The organism is Accumulibacter sp., assembly GCF_036625275.1.
Classification (GTDB): domain Bacteria; phylum Pseudomonadota; class Gammaproteobacteria; order Burkholderiales; family Rhodocyclaceae; genus Accumulibacter.
On the sequence record NZ_JAZKUD010000083.1, the window covers coordinates 1 to 17,897 of the forward strand.

General features: G+C 66.7%; 19 protein-coding genes and 1 pseudogene. 13 read left to right on the plus strand and 7 right to left on the minus strand.

Annotation, left to right across the window (positions count from 1 at the left end; all coding sequences use genetic code 11):
- Positions 1-123: 123 nt before the first annotated feature.
- A pseudogene (locus V5B39_RS18130) lies at positions 124-591 on the plus strand (radical SAM protein); the annotation flags it as partial.
- Positions 592-829: 238 nt separating this feature from the next.
- On the opposite strand, the gene V5B39_RS18135 reads toward V5B39_RS18130, so the two are convergent.
- The 6 genes from V5B39_RS18135 to V5B39_RS18160 form a co-directional block, all read right to left on the minus strand.
- Positions 830-1,129 (minus strand): protoglobin domain-containing protein, encoded by a 300-nt coding sequence (locus V5B39_RS18135; protein WP_332344288.1) that lies wholly within the window; start codon positions 1,127-1,129, stop codon positions 830-832.
- Positions 1,130-1,381, minus strand: a complete 252-nt coding sequence (locus V5B39_RS18140) for a hypothetical protein (protein ID WP_332344272.1) — start codon at positions 1,379-1,381, stop codon at positions 1,130-1,132.
- A 169-nt stretch (positions 1,382-1,550) separates the two neighbouring features.
- Positions 1,551-2,336 (minus strand): ABC transporter ATP-binding protein, encoded by a 786-nt coding sequence (locus V5B39_RS18145; protein ID WP_434735719.1) that lies wholly within the window; start codon positions 2,334-2,336, stop codon positions 1,551-1,553.
- The gene (locus V5B39_RS18150; RefSeq protein ID WP_332344274.1) at positions 2,330-3,124 is read right to left on the minus strand and encodes an ABC transporter permease; all 795 of its coding nucleotides are present in this window, start codon (positions 3,122-3,124) and stop codon (positions 2,330-2,332) included. Before V5B39_RS18150 ends, V5B39_RS18145 begins: the two co-directional genes overlap by 7 nt.
- 1 nt (position 3,125) lies before the next feature.
- Positions 3,126-4,163: an ABC transporter substrate-binding protein gene (locus V5B39_RS18155; protein ID WP_332344275.1), complete on the minus strand. Its 1,038-nt coding sequence runs from the start codon at positions 4,161-4,163 to the stop codon at positions 3,126-3,128.
- 166 nt (positions 4,164-4,329) lie between these two features.
- Positions 4,330-4,986, minus strand: a complete 657-nt coding sequence (locus tag V5B39_RS18160; RefSeq protein ID WP_332344276.1) for a flavin reductase family protein — start codon at positions 4,984-4,986, stop codon at positions 4,330-4,332.
- Between the two features lie 170 nt (positions 4,987-5,156).
- On the opposite strand from V5B39_RS18160, the gene V5B39_RS18165 reads away from it, so the two are divergent.
- Positions 5,157-5,852, plus strand: coding sequence for a GntR family transcriptional regulator (locus V5B39_RS18165; RefSeq protein WP_332344289.1), 696 nt, complete (start codon positions 5,157-5,159; stop codon positions 5,850-5,852).
- Here V5B39_RS18165 and hutC read toward each other — a convergent pair.
- The gene (gene hutC / locus V5B39_RS18170; protein WP_332344277.1) at positions 5,836-6,573 is read right to left on the minus strand and encodes a histidine utilization repressor; all 738 of its coding nucleotides are present in this window, start codon (positions 6,571-6,573) and stop codon (positions 5,836-5,838) included. The two genes, V5B39_RS18165 and hutC, sit on opposite strands and share 17 nt — an antisense overlap.
- Before the next feature lie 132 nt (positions 6,574-6,705).
- Between hutC and V5B39_RS18175 the strand changes: the two genes are divergently transcribed.
- From V5B39_RS18175 to V5B39_RS18225, 11 genes are all read left to right on the plus strand, one after another.
- Positions 6,706-7,863 (plus strand): ABC transporter substrate-binding protein, encoded by a 1,158-nt coding sequence (locus V5B39_RS18175; RefSeq protein ID WP_332344278.1) that lies wholly within the window; start codon positions 6,706-6,708, stop codon positions 7,861-7,863.
- 24 nt (positions 7,864-7,887) lie between these two features.
- A complete protein-coding gene (locus V5B39_RS18180) occupies positions 7,888-8,751 on the plus strand; it encodes a branched-chain amino acid ABC transporter permease (RefSeq protein WP_332344279.1) in 864 nt (287 codons plus the stop codon).
- Positions 8,752-8,761: 10 nt separating this feature from the next.
- Positions 8,762-9,625: a branched-chain amino acid ABC transporter permease gene (locus tag V5B39_RS18185; RefSeq protein ID WP_332344280.1), complete on the plus strand. Its 864-nt coding sequence runs from the start codon at positions 8,762-8,764 to the stop codon at positions 9,623-9,625.
- Positions 9,622-10,428, plus strand: a complete 807-nt coding sequence (locus V5B39_RS18190) for an ABC transporter ATP-binding protein (RefSeq protein ID WP_332344281.1) — start codon at positions 9,622-9,624, stop codon at positions 10,426-10,428. The genes V5B39_RS18185 and V5B39_RS18190 overlap by 4 nt, the downstream gene beginning before the upstream one ends.
- Complete coding sequence (locus V5B39_RS18195) at positions 10,421-11,125, plus strand: ABC transporter ATP-binding protein (protein ID WP_332344282.1); 705 nt, start codon at positions 10,421-10,423, stop codon at positions 11,123-11,125. Before V5B39_RS18190 ends, V5B39_RS18195 begins: the two co-directional genes overlap by 8 nt.
- Positions 11,126-11,177: 52 nt before the next feature.
- Positions 11,178-12,887, plus strand: a complete 1,710-nt coding sequence (gene hutU, locus V5B39_RS18200; RefSeq protein ID WP_332344283.1) for a urocanate hydratase — start codon at positions 11,178-11,180, stop codon at positions 12,885-12,887.
- Positions 12,888-12,910: 23 nt separating this feature from the next.
- Complete coding sequence (locus tag V5B39_RS18205; protein WP_332344284.1) at positions 12,911-13,498, plus strand: HutD/Ves family protein; 588 nt, start codon at positions 12,911-12,913, stop codon at positions 13,496-13,498.
- The gene (gene hutI / locus V5B39_RS18210; protein ID WP_434735720.1) at positions 13,489-14,757 is read left to right on the plus strand and encodes an imidazolonepropionase; all 1,269 of its coding nucleotides are present in this window, start codon (positions 13,489-13,491) and stop codon (positions 14,755-14,757) included. Before V5B39_RS18205 ends, hutI begins: the two co-directional genes overlap by 10 nt.
- Positions 14,754-16,163, plus strand: coding sequence for a formimidoylglutamate deiminase (locus tag V5B39_RS18215; RefSeq protein ID WP_332344285.1), 1,410 nt, complete (start codon positions 14,754-14,756; stop codon positions 16,161-16,163). Before hutI ends, V5B39_RS18215 begins: the two co-directional genes overlap by 4 nt.
- Positions 16,160-16,984: an N-formylglutamate deformylase gene (gene hutG, locus V5B39_RS18220; protein ID WP_332344286.1), complete on the plus strand. Its 825-nt coding sequence runs from the start codon at positions 16,160-16,162 to the stop codon at positions 16,982-16,984. The genes V5B39_RS18215 and hutG overlap by 4 nt, the downstream gene beginning before the upstream one ends.
- A gap of 616 nt (positions 16,985-17,600) precedes the next feature.
- On the plus strand, positions 17,601-17,798 hold the full coding sequence (locus V5B39_RS18225) for a hypothetical protein (protein ID WP_332344287.1): 198 nt from the start codon (positions 17,601-17,603) through the stop codon (positions 17,796-17,798).
- Positions 17,799-17,897 lie beyond the last annotated feature (99 nt).

Sequence of the window (17,897 nt, forward strand, 5' to 3'; positions counted from 1 at the left end):
CACCAGGGCCTGCATGCAGGCCCTGTTCCCATTGGGCCCCGGCCTCTTCGCCCTATGCCCACGCTGCTCGTCTGAAAAACGCCGCCTCGCCACCGAATAGACGCGGGTTTGCGTCAGCGGCAACACCGCGACGACCGCGCGCTGGAGATCCTGATGGCTGCGCCGCCGGACGTGATGAACCACAACCTCGAAACCGTGCCGCGCCTGTACAAGGAAGCGCGGCCCGGCAGCGACTACGCGTTCAGCCTGAACCTGCTGAAGAAGTTCAAGGCCCTGCACCCCGGCGTACCGACGAAAAGCGGGCTGATGGTCGGCCTCGGCGAAACCGACGACGAGATTCTGGCCGTGATGCGCGACATGCGCGCGCACGACATCGACATGCTGACGATCGGCCAGTACCTCGCGCCGAGCGGTCACCACCTGCCCGTGCGGCGCTACGTGCACCCGGACACCTTCCGCATGTTCGAGCGCGAGGCAACGGCGATCGGTTTCAGCCATGCCGCCGTTGGTGCGCTGGTGCGGTCAAGTTACCACGCCGATCAGCAGGCGAATGCCGCCGGCGTGCCGGACGCCGGGTCCGGGCGCAGTTGAGGCGAACGACGCGGCGAGTTGAACGCGTATGGCGACACCGACAAGCAACGCGATCCTCGACAACGGCACCCGCACAGGGCTGACACGGAGATCGGCATCATTGCGCGCACCAGCCGCCGTCGATCGACAAAGGGCGTCGGGGTGCTGAACCAGTGCGAGGCCCGCCAGCCGGGCAGACCGGTGGACTGCCCGGAGGGCGACTCTGTGCCCGCACGCCCCAGAGTTGCAGGTGGCGGCATCAGAACTCCCCGTCCTTGACGTAGGGGTGGCTCCACAGGATGGCCTGCAACAGCACGACCTTCACCCACGCCGCGCGCATCTTCTCGACGTCCGCCGCTGAGGCGCCCTTCTTGGCCAGGAAGGGCTTCCGCGTCGTGGTGATGGGAATAGTCAGCGCCGGCAGATTGCGAAAGTCCACTTGTGCGGGGCCGTGGGCGCCGTCGGTCTTGTTCTTCTTGAGCCGGTTGTGGCGCAGGCCGATCTCGTACTGCCAGTCGAGCCAGGCCTGGTCGTACTTCGCGTCGGCGGTGCCCAGGATTCACAACGCAAAACGCCTGCGGACGGCGGCCAGGTAGGCGCCGTCCGGCTGGCCGCTGCGCGTGTCGCCGAAGAACACCACCACTTCGGGCGTCGAGGCCGCGAAGCCGCACCAGACATCCAGAATCGCCTCAGTCTGGACGGCCAGGATGGCCCAGCTCTGGCGCAGCGCTGCGACGTCGTCGGCGCCGAACAGCATCGACTTCTGCAGCGCCGCCAGGTCAGCCATCGAGTACGGCGCGCGGGCAAGCATGGCGGGGACTCGGAGCTCGGCGAATTGCCGAGTGTGCCGAGTTGCACTCTGGCGGTGGAAGGTTCGATCCGTCCGGGTTGCAGGTCATTTTCGGACTGGCAGTTGATGGCGACGGTGTGCGCGCGTCAAGGCCGTCGGCGCACGGGAATGGTCCTGCCCCGCTGATCCTTTATGCCGCTGCCTGTGCATGCCCATCCAGTTGGCGCCAGATCGTGTCGAAGTATTCGTTGAACGCGCTCGAGCGTCTCAGCGCGCCAGGATCGGTCGCATCGCCGAGGTCGATGTCATGGATTGCCTTGACAGTGCCCGGTCGCTGAGACAGCACGAGCACCCGATCCGACATCGCAATGCCCTCGCCGATGTCGTGCGTGACCAGGATGGCTGCTTTGCGCTGTTCGCGGATGATGCGCTTGACGTCGCCTTGGAGGATGAGGCGGGTCTGGAAGTCGAGCGCCGAGAAGGGCTCGTCCAGCAGGATCGCCTTAGGGTCGAGCGCGAGCGTGCGCATAAATGCAACGCGCTGGCGCATGCCTCCGGACAGCGCTCGCGGTCGCGCGGATTCGAACCCCGCCAGGCCGTAGCGCCGGATGAGCGCCATCGCCCTGTCCCGTGCCTCGGCCGACGGCGTGCCCATCACTTCCAGGCCGAGCGTGACGTTATCCAGCACGGAGCGCCAGGGCAGCAGCAGATCTTTCTGCAGCATGTAGCCGATGTGCCCCCGTGCACCGTCGACGAGTGTGCCGTCGACGCTCACCGAGCCAGAGGTCGGTCGCAGCAAGCCGGCGATCACGTTGAAGAGTGTCGACTTGCCGCAGCCCGATGGGCCCACGATGGCGAGAATTTCGCCCTGCCTGAGTGTGAAGCTGATGTCCCGGAATGCGACGACTTCGCGGGGAGTGCCCGCGTTGAAGGCCATCGTCACTTGCTTGGCTTCGAGCACTGGTGCGTTCACCATTTGAACCTCGCTTCAATCTTTCCGAGCACGGCGTCGAGCACAAGCGCCAGTGCCATCAGGCAAAAGATGCCCACGAACACGCCGTTCAAGTCGTACAGCGCACCGGCGTTGTAGATCATGTAGCCCAGCCCCACTTTCGACGAGATGTACTCGCCGACGACCGCGCCGATCATCGCGAAGCCGATGTTCAGGCGCATCGTCGACAGGATCCACGGCGTGGCGCCCGGCACGATGACTTTGCGCCAGATCGTCAGCGGCTTGGCGCCGAGCGAACGCATCAGTTTCACGAGGTCCTCGTCGACTTCCTGCGTGCCCTGATAGACGGAGATGAGCGCGACGATGAAGGTCAGGCTGGCGGCGATGGCCACTTTCGCGCCGAGTCCAACGCCGAACCAGACCACGATCAGCGGCGCGAGGGCGATCTTCGGTACGCCGTTGATCGCCACGATGACCGGCCGTAGCACGAGCGCTGCAGTGTTCGAGAGCCACAGCAGCAAACCCGTGACGCTGCCGAGTGTTGTGCCGACCAGGAAGCCGACGATCGATGCGAACGCGGTCGCACCGATGTGCGTCATCAGGTCGCCTTCGGCCAGGAGCGTTTGTGCTTTCGCCAGGATCCCGCTGGGCTGCCCATACAGGTAGACGGGAAGCAGCTTCGTTCGAACGAGCACTTCCCAGAGTGCGAACAGAGCGACGACGAGAAGCGTCTGGTAGACGAGGATGCGTCGAGGCCCGGACGGTTGGCTCCGGCCGGGGAGCGACTCGATGGCTGCAGGTGCGGCACCCATGTCAACCACGCAGTCCGAAGGCCTCGGTGGCCTTCTGTGCAAAGCGGTTGTCGACCATTTCCTCGAAGGAGAACGCCTTGCGCACCGTGCCCGCGAGTGTGTCGTGCTCGACGATCGCATCCCATTCGGCCTTGCTGACCAGGGGCGACAGCGGCACGAACCCGCGGGTCGCCAGCAGGCGGTCGCAGCCGGCCCCGACCACCGTCTTGTCCAGATTAGCAAACTCCGCCGACATCGCCGACACATAGGCCGACTTGTCCTCGCGGATCAGCTTCATCGCTGCGGCAAGTGCGTTGCAGAAGCGCTGCACCGTGTCGGCATTGGAGGCCAGGTAGTCCTCCTTGACCATCACGGAGGTCAGCAGGATGGGCCCCACCGTTTCGGCAAATCCGAAGGCAACCTGCAACCCGGACTGAGCGGCGATGCTGGCGTCCCACTCGAACACGACACCAACGTCTGCTCGCCCGTCGCGCACAGCGCTCACGATCGATCCCGGTGGCCCTTCAACAAATTCGACACCCGAGGACTTCGCGTCGAAGCCTCCGAACTTCTTCATCGCAAAGGTAGGCGACGTCACGGTGTTCGATGGGAACCGCAGGCTCGCCACCTTCTTGCCCTTGAAGTCCGCGAGCGACTTGAAGTTCGTCCCGGGCTTGGCGATGACCCACATCCCCAGCGCTCCGGTCATCTTGGCGATGACCTTCATCCGGCCGCCCTCGGCCGTCGAGTTCATGGCCATTCCGGTGCCGGTGGCGGCGAACTGGCCACGCCCCGACAGCGCGATGGCAACAGGCTCGTTGACGCTGCCGCCAACATCTGCGGCCAGGCTCAAGCCCTGCTTCTCGAAGAGCCCGGCGCGCTGCGCTACGTAGATGGGCCCGTAGTTGGCCAGCTTCAGGCCGGTCGTCAGCCTGACCGGCACGGCGGTTTGGGCGTGAGCGTCGTACAAGACGAACGGCTGTGAAATGCCGACCGCGGTGGCGGCGCCGGCAGTCTTCAGGACGGTCCTGCGATTGATGCGAAGTATCTGGCTCTGCATGGTTTTCTCCATTGGCGGTAGGCGTTGGTCGGAGCATCGACGGTGCACCGTGGGGCCGTGCACACCTGGTGTCTGCGTCGTCTCAGGGCATGTCACGTGATTGCTGGTGTGGGTGATCGGCATGACGCGGCTCCCGGCTGCCGGCTACTGGCTGCCGGTCGCTGGTTCAGGCCGGCGCGCCCTCCAAACCGTCAGCTTCGGCGGCACTCGCGTTCGGGATGCGCATCTCGAAGATGTCCGTGACGCTGGTGTAGTCGTAGTAGCCAAGCCGGGCCAGCGGGCGCGCCTTGAGGATGTCGAGCTTGCCCTCGGGCGTCAGGAAGTTCTCGTCGATGTGGATGCGTTCCACCTGGGCGAACACCACGTCGATCGTGCCGACCTTCGAGTTGCCGGTAAAGCGATGGGTCGAGAGGTAGCGGCACTCGAAGTGCACCGGGCTCTCCGCAACCATCTGTACATTGCAGAGGTCGGCGCGACGCCGCGTGACGCCGGCGAGGTCGAATTCGCTCTGGTGCGGCGGCACTGCCATGGCGCTGAGGTTGACGGCCTCGCGCAATTCGTAAGTCGCCATGTTCCAGACGAACCAGCCGGTCTGCTCGGCGTTGAGGACGGTGTCCTTGCGGCGCCCGTCGGGATACTGGTTGGCCGCGAACATCACCATCGGCGGATCGAAGGTGAGGTTCTGCCACTGGCTGTAGGGCGCCAGGTTGTCGATGCCGTCCGGGCTGACGCTGGACAGCCAGCCGATGGGACGCGGCACCGTGCAACTTTTGAACGGCGAAAACGGCAGGGGGCACTTATCGCGCGACGGGTCGTATTTCACAGGGGCTCCTGAGCAGTGGCGGGTGTCGTCACGAGGCCTCTTGGTGTTGACGAGGCTGATCGCGGATGCGTAGTATGCATTCGATATATTGGTTATACAATGGGTGTTCTACGGTCGCGTTTATGCTTGAAGGGCATGTCGTCGGCTGTGTTGGCAGCATTGGGAGCGTGATGGTTAGCCAGGGCAAGGCAGGACAGGCCTATCAACGGATCGAGCAACTGATCGTGTCCGAGGAGTTGGCGCCGGGAAACCTGGTGTCCGAAGCGGTGCTGATGGAGAAGACCGGGCTGGGTCGCACGCCGATCCGCGAAGCCCTCCAGCAGTTGGCGCGCAACCGCATGGTCGAGATCCATCCCAACCGGGGCGTGCTCATTCCCCCGGCGTCGGTGGAAGCACAGTTGCGGATGCTGGAGGTGCGGCGCGTGCTGGAGGCTCTGGCCGTCCGGCTGGCCTGCCACGGCGCCACCACCGACGATCGCGTCCAGATGGAAGCGATGCTGCTTCGCTTGTCAGGCGAGCCCATGGCGCTGGCCGAGTACGCCGAGACGCTCAAGGACATTCATCGCCTGGTCGCGCGCTGCTGCAACAACGAGTATCTGGCGGACGCCATGGCGCCGCTGCAAGGCCTCTCGCGCCGGTTCTGGCTCGCCCACCTGCGCGACGACGGGTCCAGCGAGGTCCGCCGAGGGTCGGCGCTGTACCTCGCCATCCTGCGCGCAGTTCTGGCCCGCGACACAGCGGCGGCCGAGCAGGCGTCGGTTTCGCTGAACAACTATCTCGTCGAGTTCGCCTACGCCACGATCCGCCGGCCGGCGGGGTCCGCCGAAGGGAGTCCGACGGTTCCGGGCCTCAGAACCCGCCCGTGAACTGGTAGCGATTGGCGGGATGCCACAGCGTTGCCACGGACGCCACCTGCCCGCGTGACAGCGTCTTTCGGCGCAGGACCAGGCAGGGCTGGACTGCGTCGATGTGCAGCATGGTCGCGATCTCGGGCGTCGGCATCAGTGCCTCGATGCGGTAGCGCACGCCGGACAACGGCGCCGCGTGCATCAAGTACTCGTTGGCCGTCGTCTTGCTGAAGTCGAGCTGCATGTAGTCCGGCGCTACGGCGGGATTGACGAACCGGTCTTCGACCTGGATGGGCAGGTCGTTCTCGAAGTGCACGACCACCGAATGGAAGAGCGCTTTGCCCACTGCGAGGTCGAAGTCGGCCGCAAGGCTGCTGCTGGTCTTGACTCGCTCCAGGCATTGCAACTCGCTGCGATGCACGTGGCCGCGCGACTGCACTTCTTCGGCAATGCTGAGGATCTCCACCAGGGTGGACTGGAATTTCTGCTGGGCGACGAAGGTGCCCGACCCCTGCACCCGCACCAGGATGCGGTCATCGCTGAGCTCACGCAGCGCCCGGTTGGCGGTCATGCGCGCCACGCCGAATTCGCTGGCCAGCGCCTGCTCGGACGGGATTGCGTCGCCCTCCTTCCAGATGCCCGCCTGGATCTGGCTCAGCACATGCGCCTTGATGCGCTTGAACGCCGGGCGCTCGTCGACCTCGACGCCTGGGTTTGGGTGGGCTGTGAACTGATGCATTTGCGGGTAAGTACCTACACGAACATGGCCTGGGCCTCATTGTATCGGCCGAACTGAATATGTATAGTTGTCTAGGCCACATGAGCATGCAATCTTGTAGTTGTCCATCACACTTTACCCAGGAGCGCTTTGATGAATGCACCGAGCCCACGGAAGTCGTTTGTGTCGATCGCCATCGTTGGCGCCGCCGGCGTGCTCGCCGCGGGTCCAGCGCTCGCCGACATCAAGATCGGCTTCAACGTCCCGTTGACCGGTTTCGCTGCCGCCGATGGCCAGTCCTCGCTCAACGGCGCCAAGCTCGCGGTCGCGCAGGCCAACGCTGCCGGCGGCGTCAACGGCGAGAAGATCGAATTGGTGGTGTACGACGACCAGGCCTCGCCCAAGGAAGCCGTTCCCGTCGCCACCAAGCTCGTCGAGAAGGACAAGGTCGTCGGCGCGGTGTCGGGCTCGTACTCCGGGTCGACCCGCGCCGCCGCCGGCATCTTCCAGGCCGGCAAGGTGCCGTACGTGGTCGCCTACGCCATCCACCCCGACATCACACGCACGGGCAACTACGTCTTCCGCGTCTCCGCTATGGGCGAGGTGCAGGGCCGCGGCGGCGCCAAGCTTGTCAGCACCCTGGGCAAGAAGAAGGTCACCATCATCACGGTGAAGAACGACTTCGGCCAGGCCCTGGCCGCCGGCTTCAAGGAAGCAGCGCCGAAGTTCGGTTTGCAGATCACCGGCGAGTACGAGTACGGCATGGCCGACCGCCAGTTCGGCGCCGTCGTCTCCAAGGTCAAGGCCGACGCGCCGGAGGTCATCTATGCCTCGGGCTACTTCTTCAATGCCGGCCCCCTGGTCAGCCAGCTCAGGGCGGCGGGCATCACCGCGCCGATCATCGGCCAGGAAGGCTACGACTCCGACAAGTTCATCGAGATCGCCGGCGCAGCCTCCGAAGGCACGCTGGTGACGACCTCGCTGGACCGCGACTCCGATGTGCCCGCCACCAAGGCCTTCCTGGCGGACTACCGCAAGGCGAACAACGCCGGTGCCGACATGGTGGCGGCCGCCAGCTTCACGGCCACCAGCGTCCTGATCGAAGGGCTGAAGAAGTCCGGCGGCAAGGGTGGTGACGCGCTGCGCGCGGCGATGGCCGGCGGCACCTACGTGACGCCGATCGGCAAGCTGACCTTCAACAGCCTCAACGAGGTGGCCAAGGACATCCAGGTCCAGGTGGTCAAGGACAAGGCGTTCCGCCGCCATTCAGTGATCTCCGACGCGGCACTGCTGGCCCCGCCGACGAAGTAAGCCGCGCCTCCAAGGACGCCCACGATGCTCTACGTAGAACTTACCGCCCAGGGCCTGGTGCAAGGGGCCATCTATGCGCTAATCGCGCTGGGGCTGACCCTGGTCTACGGCCTGTTGCGCATCCTGCACGTCGCGCACGCGGCGCTGTTCACGCTGGGCGCCTACGTCGGGGTGATCGTGTGCAATGCCAGCGGCAGCCTGGCCCTGGGCTTTGCCGCCGGCATGGTGGTGGCCGGGGTGGCCGGCGTGGCGATGTTCCGGCTCGCTTACCAGCCCCTGCTGCGCCAGCCTCCGTTCGTGGCGCTGATCGCGTCGATCGGCCTGTACATCGCCGCCGAGGAGATCTTCCGCATCGTCTTCGGCGCCCAGGGCCTGTCGTTCACAGCGCCGCCGCTGCAAGGCCAGATACCGGTCTTCGGCGGCATGCAGTTCAAGGTCGCCGAGTTGCTGATGATGCTTAGCACGGTGGCAATCATCGGCGTGCTCGGTTGGCTGCAGACCCGCACCCGCATCGGCGTGGCCTGCCAGGCGACGGTGTCGGACCCGCAGATGGCCGAGTCCTTCGGCATCACGCTGCTGAAGGTGCGTGACATCAACTTCTTCGTCGGCTCGGCGTTGGCCGGCTTCGCCGGCGTTTGGGTGGCGCTGCTGAACAACCTGGTCGAACCGACTATGGGCAGCGTGCCCTCGTACAAGGCGCTGGCCATCATCGTGCTCGGCGGCTTGGGCTCGGTGCGCGGCACGCTGGCGGCGGCGCTGGTGCTGGGAGTAGTGGAGTCGTTCGGAACCATCTATCTGGGCCAGCTGCTGGACCGCAACGCGATCGCGTTCGCCTTCCTGATCCTGGTCCTGATGGTCAGGCCGCAGGGCCTGTTTGCGAAGCGCTGAGGAACCCGCGATGGACTACGAAATCTCGCTGCTGACGACGATGGGCGTGAGCGTGCTCTTTGCGCTGTCGCTGAACCTGATCACGGGCTTCTGCGGCCAGATCAGTCTGGGCCACGCCGCTTTCCTGGGCATCGGCGCCTACGTCGCGGCGATGCTCGGCAAGGCCGGCCTGCCGTTCCTGGCCACCCTGCCCCTGGCGATGCTGCTGGCCGGCGCCGTCGGTGCCGTGGTCGGGCTGGCGTCGCTGCGCGTGCGGGCCGACTTCCTGGCCATCACGACGATGGGCGTGGGTTTCCTGTTCGTCGGCATCGTGCGCCAGCAGAACTGGCTGGGTGGCGAGCTGGGCATCTCGGGCATCCCCGACACGGGCCTGTCGAAGACCACCTTCATGCTGCTCACGCTGCTGCTGTGCGCCTTGGTGGCCGCCTTCAGCCAGTACATCCGCAAGGCCTGGATGGGGCGCGTCTTCAACGGCATTGCCGAAGACGAGGACACCATGCGCGTTCTGGGCATCGATGCCTCGCGCTACAAGCTGGTGGCATTTGCCATCGGCACCGCGCTGGCTGGTCTGGCCGGCAGCATGTACGCCTACAACCTGCGCTTCATCGGGCCCGACAGCTTCGGCTTCGTCGAGTCGATCACCGTGCTGTCGATGGTGGTCGTGGGGGGCATCGGCTCGGTCACCGGCGTCATCGTTGCCGCAGCGCTGCTGTCGGCGCTGCCGGCTTGGTTCCAGGTGATCGGCGACTACAAGCTGCTGGTCTACGGCGGCCTGCTGTTTCTGATGATGCGTTTCTCGCCCGGGGGCATGGCGGGGCTGGTCACGCGCTTCTTCAGCCCGGTGGGCAGCGTCGGCAAAGGTGGTCGCACATGAGCGCGACGCCTGCAATGCCGGCACCGCTGCTGCGCGTCTCGGACGTCACGGTGCGCTTCGGCGGGCTGACGGCGATCGACAGCGTCTCCTTCGACGTGCGCCCGGGCGAGCTGCTGGGACTGATCGGCCCGAACGGCGCCGGCAAGACCACCATGCTGCGCTCGATCACGGGTGTCGTGCGTGCCACCGAAGGCCGTGTCGAGCTCGACGGCCAACGCATCGAAGGTCTGCCCATCGACCGTCGAATCCTGCGCGGGCTGTCGCTGTCGCAGCAACTGGTCAAGCCCTTGCGTGAGATCTCGGTGATCGACAACGTGGCGCTGGCCGCCGGCAGCGCCAAGACCGCCTCACCGCTGAAGTCGCTGCTGCACGTGGCGCGCCACGAAGAACTCGCAATGGCCCGCAAGATGCTCGAGCGCGTGGGGATCGCGCAGCACGCCGAGCAGAGCCCGGCCATCCAGCCGCTGGGCGTGCTCAAGCGCTTGGAGATGGCGCGCGCGCTGGCGCTCAAGCCGCGGCTGCTGCTGCTGGACGAGCCGCTGGCCGGGCTCAACTCCAAGGAAGCCCGGTCGCTGGCCGACACCATCGCCGAGATCAACCGCCAAGGCGTGACCATCGTGCTGATCGAGCACAACCTGGGCGAGGTGATGCGCATCTGCCAGCGCCTGGTGGTGCTGGACAACGGCCGCAAGATTGCCGACGGCGAACCGCGAGCCGTCATGAACGACCCCGTGGTGCGTGCCGCCTACCTGGGCGGCGACACCCTGGCCACGGCCGCCGCAGACGGAGCGCAGCATGCTTGAACTGAAGTCGTTTTCCTGCGGCTACGGCGCCTTCCAAGCCGTGCACGAGCTGTCGCTGAGCCTGCGGCCCGGCACCATCACGGGCTTGCTCGGACCCAACGGCGCGGGCAAGTCGTCGACGCTGATGTGCGTGGCCGGCCATGTCGCGCGCCAGGCCGGGCAGGTGCTGTTCGACGGGCAGGACATCAGTGAGCTGCCCGCCACCGAGCGCGTACGCCGCGGCATTGCGATCTCCCCCGAGGGCAGGCGCCTGTTCAAGGACCTGTCGGTCGAGGACAACCTGCGCGTGGGTGGCGTCATCCACCCGGCCAGCGTATTCAAGCAGGACCGCGATCGCGTGCTGTCGCTGTTCCCGCGCCTGGGCGAGCGGCTCACGTCACTGGCGGGCAACCTCTCGGGCGGCGAACAGCAGATGCTGGCCATCGGGCGCGCGCTGATGGCGCGGCCGCGCTTCATGATGATCGACGAGCTCTCGCTCGGCTTGATGCCCAAGGTCATCGACCTGTGCTACCAGGCGCTGCTCAAGCTGCGCGCCGAAGGCATGACCGTGCTGCTGGTGGAGCAGAACACCGAGCGTGTGCTGTCGGTCGCCGACGACGTTTGTGTGCTCGAGTCCGGCCAGACCGTCTGGAAGGGTGCCGCCGCCGACGCCCGCAACGACCCCGCGCTGGCGGCCGCCTTCCTCGGCCTGCACTGACAGGCACGCAGCGCGCCAGAACCACCCCTCTTCCGATCCGTAGGAGCCGAACATGTCCGATGCCCTGTCCCTAAAGAACGACCCCCGCTACGACGCGTCGCGCGAGATCCGTGCGCCGCGTGGCACGCAGCTCAGCTGCAAGAACTGGATCACCGAGGCGGCCTACCGCATGATCCAGAACAACCTCGACCCCGAGGTGGCCGAGAACCCGAAGCACCTCGTCGTCTACGGCGGCATCGGCCGCGCGGCGCGCGACTGGGCCTGCTACGACCAGATCCTGGCCTCGTTGCGCGAGCTCGACGATGACGAATCGCTGCTGATTCAATCCGGCAAGCCGGTGGGCGTGTTCAAGACCCATCCCGACGCGCCGCGCGTGCTGATCGCGAACTCCAACCTGGTGCCCAAGTGGGCGAACTGGGAACACTTCAACGAGCTCGACCGCAAGGGCCTGTTCATGTATGGCCAGATGACCGCCGGTAGCTGGATCTACATCGGCAGCCAGGGGATCGTACAGGGCACCTACGAAACCTTTGCCGAGGCCGGCCGCCAGCACTTCGGTGGCGACATGGTCGGCCGCTGGATCCTGACCGCCGGCCTGGGCGGCATGGGCGGCGCGCAGCCGCTGGCGGCCACATTCGCCGGCGCGGTGTCGTTGAACATCGAGTGCCAGCAAAGCAGCATCGATTTCCGGTTGCGCTCGCGCTACCTGGACGAGCAGGCTTCCGACATCGACGATGCGCTGGCGCGCATCAAGAAGTACACCGCCGAGAAGAAGGCGGTGTCGATCGGCCTGCTCGGCAACGCGGCGGACATCCTGCCGGAACTCGTCAAGCGCGCCAGGGCCGGTGGCATCAAGCCCGACCTGGTGACCGACCAGACCTCGGCGCACGATCTGGTCAACGGCTATCTGCCGTCGGGCTGGAGCGTGGCGCAGTGGAAGGCGGCGCAGCGCGACCCCGCGCAGCATGCCAAGTTGACCGACGCCGCCGCCAAGTCCTGTGCGGTGCATGTGCAGGCGATGCTCAACTTCCAGGCCATGGGCATCGCGACCGTCGACTACGGCAACAACATTCGCCAGGTCGCCTTCGACATGGGGGTGAAGAACGCCTTCGACTTCCCGGGCTTCGTGCCCGCGTACATCAGGCCGCTGTTCTGCGAAGGCAAGGGGCCGTTCCGCTGGGCGGCGCTGTCGGGTGACCCCGAGGACATCTACAAGACCGACGCCAAGATCAAGGAACTGTTCCCGGACGACAAGCATGTGCACCGCTGGCTCGACATGGCACGCGAACGCATCGCCTTCCAGGGCCTGCCGGCGCGCATCTGCTGGCTGGGTCTTGGCGAGCGCGACAAGGCCGGGCTGGCGTTCAACGAGATGGTTCGATCCGGCGAGCTGAAGGCGCCGATCGTGATCGGCCGCGATCACCTCGACACCGGCTCGGTGTCGAGCCCGAACCGCGAGACGGAATCGATGCGCGACGGTACTGACGCTGTGTCCGACTGGCCGCTGCTGAACGCACTGCTGAACGCCTCCGGTGGCGCCAGCTGGGTGTCCTTGCACCATGGTGGTGGTGTCGGCATGGGTTACTCGCAGCACTCGGGCATGGTCATCGTGGCCGACGGCACCGACGCCGCGGCACGGCGCCTCGCGCGTGTGCTCGTGAACGACTGCGGCTCCGGCGTGATGCGTCATGCCGACGCCGGCTACGAGCTGGCCGTGGCCACCGCCAAGCGGCAGGGGCTGAAGTTGCCCATGTTGCGCTGAAGCAGCCTCGCGGTGACACTGGCATGCCCGTGGTTCGCTTCGAGCGGTCGGCGTTGCCGGCCCAGCCGTGGAAGAACGGTGGCGGCGTCACACGAGAGATCGTGTGCATGCCGCCGGGCACGGGCCTCGGACAGTTCGACTGGCGCGTCAGCATTGCGCACATTGCCGGCAACGGACCGTTTTCGGCGTTTGCCGGCATCAACCGCGTGATCACCTTGCTGGACGGGCCCGGGGTTCACCTGCACTCGCCCGACGGAGCCATCGATCACCGGCTCGACTCGCCACTGCGGCCCTTCGCCTTCCCGGGCGAAGCGCCCGTGCAGGCCGACTTGCTGGGCGGCGCGGGCTGCCACGACTTCAACGTCATGACGCGCCGCGACGTCTGCACGGCGCAGGTCCTGGTGCTGCAGGATGGGGCGACGCTGCCCGAGTGCGCCCAGGGGCTGCTGCTGGCAGTGCACGGCGCCTGGCAGGCTGCGGCCGGCCCGCCCCTGCGGCTCGATACCGACCGGGGCCTGTGGTGGCACGGATCCGATCGTCGCTGGCAACTCACCCCCGAAGGAAAGGATGCCGCCTTGCTGGCAGTCCTAATCGAGCCCACATGCCCATGACCCACGCTCATGCCGCCCATGCCGCTCCCAGCGCCGATGGCGTCTGGACGAATCTGCGCCTGGCGCCCGGCGCCACGGCGCCCGACTCGCCGGCCCTGATGGACGCGGCCATCGTCGTCCACGACGGTCGCATCAGCTACGTGGGTGCGCGGCAGGCGCTGCCGCCGCTGTCGCCGGACTGCCCGCAGCACGACGGGGGCGATGCGCTGGTGACGCCCGGCCTGGTGGACTGCCATACCCACCTCGTGTACGGCGGCCAGCGCGCCAACGAGTTCGCGATGCGGCTCGCCGGTGCGACCTATGAAGAGATCGCCAACGCGGGCGGCGGCATCGTCTCCAGCGTCCGCGCCACACGGGCGGCCAGCGAAAACGAGCTCTACACACAAGCCTCGCCGCGTCTGCAGGCCCTGCTCGACGAAGGCATGTGTGCGATCGAGATCAAATCAGGCTACGGCCTGGCGCTAGAGCACGAGCGCAAACAGCTGCGAGTGGCGCGGCGCCTGGGGCGCGACCTGGGCGTGGACGTGCGCACCACGTTCCTGGGCGCCCATGCGCTGCCGCCGGAGTATGCGGGCCGCAGCAGCGACTACATCGCGCTGGTCTGTCAGCAGATGCTGCCCGCGCTCGCGGCCGAAGGCCTGGTCGATGCCGTCGACGTCTTCTGCGAGCGCATCGGCTTCTCGCTGGCCGAAACCGAAGCGGTGTTCAAGGCCGCCCAGGGGCTGGGCCTGCCGGTCAAGCTTCATGCCGAGCAACTGTCGGACATGGGCGGCGCCAGGCTGGCGGCGGCGTATGGCGCCCTGTCTTGCGACCATGTCGAACACCTGAGTGCCGAAGGCATCGCGGCCATGAAGGCCAGCGGCACCGTGGCCGTGCTGTTGCCGGGCGCCTACTACTTCCTGCGAGACACCCATCTGCCGCCAATCCAGGCGCTGCGCGAGGCCGGCGTGCCGATGGCCGTGGCCACCGACCACAACCCCGGCACTTCGCCCGCGCTGAGCCTGCTGCTGATGTTGAACATGGCGAGCACACTGTTCAGGCTGACCGTGCCCGAGGCCCTCGCGGGCGTGACCCACCATGCGGCCCGCGCGCTGGGGCTCCAAGCGACGCATGGCGCGCTGGCGGCCGAACGCCCTGCCAACTTCGTGCTCTGGGCGCTGCGCGATGCCGCCGAGCTCGTCTACTGGCTGGGCCAGCGCCCGGCCTGCCGCATCGTGCGTCAGGGGCGCATCCATACGCCATCCGGAGCCAGTCGATGAGCCATGCCGGTTCGCTGTTCGCAGAGCATGCCCTGCTGCCGGGAGGATGGGCACGCGACGTGCTGTTGGAGTGGGACGAACATGGCCGCCTGAGCGCCGTGCGGCCCGCCAGCCCCGCGCCGGCCGGCGTGGCGGTCGCTGGAGGCCCGCTGCTGCCGGGCATGCCCAACCTGCACTCGCACGCCTTCCAGCGCGCATTTGCCGGGCTGACGGAATTCCGTGGCCTTGACGCGGGCGCTGAACACGACAGCTTCTGGAGCTGGCGCAAGCTGATGTACCGATTCGCCGGCGTGCTGACGCCGGATCAGCTGCGCGACATCGCCACTGCGCTCTACGTCGAGATGCTCGAGGCGGGCTACACGTCGGTCTGCGAATTCCATTACGTGCACCATGACCGCGATGGCCTGCCCTACGCCGACGATGCGACGCTGTCGAGTTGTCTGGTCGAGGCGGCTGTACGTGCCGGCATCGGCTTGACGCTGCTGCCCGTGCTGTACCAGACCAGCGGCTTCGGGGGCCGGGCACCGACCGACGGGCAACGTCGCTTCATCCGAAGCACCGACGACATGCTGCACCTGCTGGAGCGCCTGAAACCCCTGTGCAAACGCCACGGCGCACGCCTGGGCCTGGCGCCGCATTCGTTGCGCGCGGTGCCGCCCGATGCGTTGACGCAGGCCGTGCGTGGTCTGCAGGCCATCGACCCCACGGCCCCGATCCACATCCACATCGCCGAGCAGACCGGCGAGGTCGATGCCTGTCTGGCATGGAGCGGGCAGCGCCCGGTGCAATGGCTGCTTGATCACGCGCCGGTCGACGAGCGCTGGTGCCTGGTGCATGCCACGCACATGACGCCGGACGAATACCAGCGTGCGGCGCGCAGCGGCGCGGTGGCGGGCATCTGCCCCAGCACCGAGGCCAACCTGGGTGACGGCATCTTCGACATGACCGCGTGGCGCAGCCAGGGTGGGCGCTGGGGCATCGGCTCCGACAGCCATGCGTGCGTCAATGCGGCCGAGGAACTGATGCTGCTCGAATACAGCCAGCGCCTGGCCACCCGCCAGCGCAACGTGCTGGCACGCGACGGCGAGCAGGATGTGGCGACTGCGATGACGCTGGACACCGTGCTCGGCGGTGCCCAGGCCAGCGGCCGGGCCATCGGCGGGTTGGCGCTTGGCCAGCAGGCGGATTTCGTCGTGCTCGATGCGCAGCACCCGCTGCTGCGCGAACTGCCCACGCCCCAGGCGATGCTGTCGGCCCATGTCTTTGCCAGCCACCGCCGCTCGGCCGTGGGCGGGGTGTGGGTGGGCGGGCGACTGCGGGTGCATGCAGGCACCCACCCCCTGGCCGAGGAGACATCCCAGGCCTTCATCGCCGCGCGCAGCGAACTGCTGTCTTCCGAACCATGAACAACTCGCATCAAGACCCGCCTCCTTTCGTCTTCCACGCCGGCACCGAGCCGCTGCTGGTTTCGATGCCGCATGTCGGCACCTACTTGCCCCCGGCGCTTGCCGCGCGCCTGACCGTCGAAGCGCGTCGCGTACCGGACACCGACTGGCATCTGGATCGCCTGTATGTCTTTGCCAAGGAGATGGGCGCTTCGATCCTGATGGCCACTCACTCACGCTACGTGGTCGACCTCAATCGCCCGAGCGACAACACCAGTCTGTACCCGGGCCAGAGCGTCACGACCCTGTGCCCGCTGGATACCTTCGACGACGCACCGCTGTACCTGGAAGGCATGGCGCCGGATGCCGCTGAAATCGCCGCGCGAGTCAGCGCCTACTGGCATCCGTACCACCAGCAGTTGCGCGCCGAGCTCGCGCGCCTGCGACAGCAGCATGGCATCGCAATGCTTTGGGACGCCCACTCCATCCGCTCGGCGCTGCCGCGCTTCTTCGAGGGCAAGTTGCCTGACTTCAACCTGGGCACGGCCGACGGCGCGAGCTGTGATTCCGCACTGGCCGGCACGCTCTTGGGCATCGCGCAGTCGATTCCGGGGCACAGTGCGGTGCTCAACGGCCGCTTCAAGGGCGGCCACATCACGCGCCACTACGGCCGTCCTGCGGAAGGCATCCAGGCGGTACAGCTCGAGTTGACGCAGTGCAGCTACATGAATGAGTCAGGCGGGTTCGAATACGAGCCCGAACGCGCCGAGCGAGTTCAATCGCATCTCCGCCGCATGCTTTCTGCCATGTTCGCACATGCACGTCGCCAGGTGAAGCGATAGGCTGATGCAGGAAGACTGCAGCTATGAACAGCGCGCCCGTCGACTTCGATTCCATTCTCCTGCCCACTGATCGGGCGCGCGCGCTTCGTCCCTTGCTGGAAACGCAATGAGCTGGCCGCGAAGCCCGCAGAGCCCACGAGCGCTGCCTTCGGGCACCATTCGCCGCCGCGCCGTCCCGGTCTGATGTGTCCTTCTGCTGCTGCCGATATGCGCCGCGCACGCAAACCGCCAACGCGACACATCGCCCGTAGGCCTTGTACCCAGGCCGCAACTCGGCGCCGATCGACAGCGCTGTCTACCGCTTGGACGACCGAGGCGCGCCGCGCATTTCTCCGCTGGCACATAGATTCCATTGCTGTGAATTCCGCATTTCCTGCGAAGAAGATCAGTGCATGACGCCGGCGTAAACGTTCGGGAAGTGGTGCTCGCGCAGGTACATGGTGGTGCCCATGACCGCGCGTCCGTAGTCAGTGACGCGCCAGCGTCGGGTGCGTGGGATCTTGGCGATCAGGCCGTGGGCATGCAGCCGCCTGAAGCAGCGACCAACCTTCGCGCTGGCCTTCTTCGGGTTGTCGGCGCAGGCACGTAGCGTGTGGTGGCAGCAGATGGAACCTGTGTGCGTGTTCCCACGTGGCGTGAGACCCAGGATGCCTACGGGCTTGGCCCCAATGGCGACGGCTCGGTGGTGATGGCGCGCGTGGTGGGTTTGCTGGCGGTGGACTCCAACCAAATGCTGCATGCCGAGGTCGGCAGCTACGCCGATGGGGAACGCAGCCTGTTGGTGCGCGGTGAGCGTCTGGCGACGCCACCTTGACAGTGCTGCAGGGCGCGGGGAGGATGCCCGCGCGGCGCTGGAGTGGGAGCGCAGCGAGGTGGGCGGATTCAGTCGCTCAAGCTGGCTGCCAGCGATGGG

Bases quoted from the DNA above. Each gene is read 5' to 3' on its own strand.
- V5B39_RS18140 (WP_332344272.1), bottom strand. From the start codon at position 1,381: ATGCTTGCCCGCGCGCCGTACTCGATGGCTGACCTGGCGGCGCTGCAG.
- V5B39_RS18145 (WP_434735719.1), bottom strand. From the start codon at position 2,336: ATGGTGAACGCACCAGTGCTCGAAGCCAAGCAAGTGACGATGGCCTTC.
- V5B39_RS18150 (WP_332344274.1), bottom strand. From the start codon at position 3,124: ATGGGTGCCGCACCTGCAGCCATCGAGTCGCTCCCCGGCCGGAGCCAA.
- V5B39_RS18155 (WP_332344275.1), bottom strand. From the start codon at position 4,163: ATGCAGAGCCAGATACTTCGCATCAATCGCAGGACCGTCCTGAAGACT.
- V5B39_RS18165 (WP_332344289.1), top strand. From the start codon at position 5,157: ATGGTTAGCCAGGGCAAGGCAGGACAGGCCTATCAACGGATCGAGCAA.
- hutC (WP_332344277.1), bottom strand. From the start codon at position 6,573: ATGCATCAGTTCACAGCCCACCCAAACCCAGGCGTCGAGGTCGACGAG.
- V5B39_RS18175 (WP_332344278.1), top strand. From the start codon at position 6,706: ATGAATGCACCGAGCCCACGGAAGTCGTTTGTGTCGATCGCCATCGTT.
- V5B39_RS18180 (WP_332344279.1), top strand. From the start codon at position 7,888: ATGCTCTACGTAGAACTTACCGCCCAGGGCCTGGTGCAAGGGGCCATC.
- V5B39_RS18185 (WP_332344280.1), top strand. From the start codon at position 8,762: ATGGACTACGAAATCTCGCTGCTGACGACGATGGGCGTGAGCGTGCTC.
- V5B39_RS18190 (WP_332344281.1), top strand. From the start codon at position 9,622: ATGAGCGCGACGCCTGCAATGCCGGCACCGCTGCTGCGCGTCTCGGAC.
- V5B39_RS18195 (WP_332344282.1), top strand. From the start codon at position 10,421: ATGCTTGAACTGAAGTCGTTTTCCTGCGGCTACGGCGCCTTCCAAGCC.
- hutU (WP_332344283.1), top strand. From the start codon at position 11,178: ATGTCCGATGCCCTGTCCCTAAAGAACGACCCCCGCTACGACGCGTCG.
- V5B39_RS18205 (WP_332344284.1), top strand. From the start codon at position 12,911: ATGCCCGTGGTTCGCTTCGAGCGGTCGGCGTTGCCGGCCCAGCCGTGG.
- hutI (WP_434735720.1), top strand. From the start codon at position 13,489: ATGCCCATGACCCACGCTCATGCCGCCCATGCCGCTCCCAGCGCCGAT.
- V5B39_RS18215 (WP_332344285.1), top strand. From the start codon at position 14,754: ATGAGCCATGCCGGTTCGCTGTTCGCAGAGCATGCCCTGCTGCCGGGA.
- hutG (WP_332344286.1), top strand. From the start codon at position 16,160: ATGAACAACTCGCATCAAGACCCGCCTCCTTTCGTCTTCCACGCCGGC.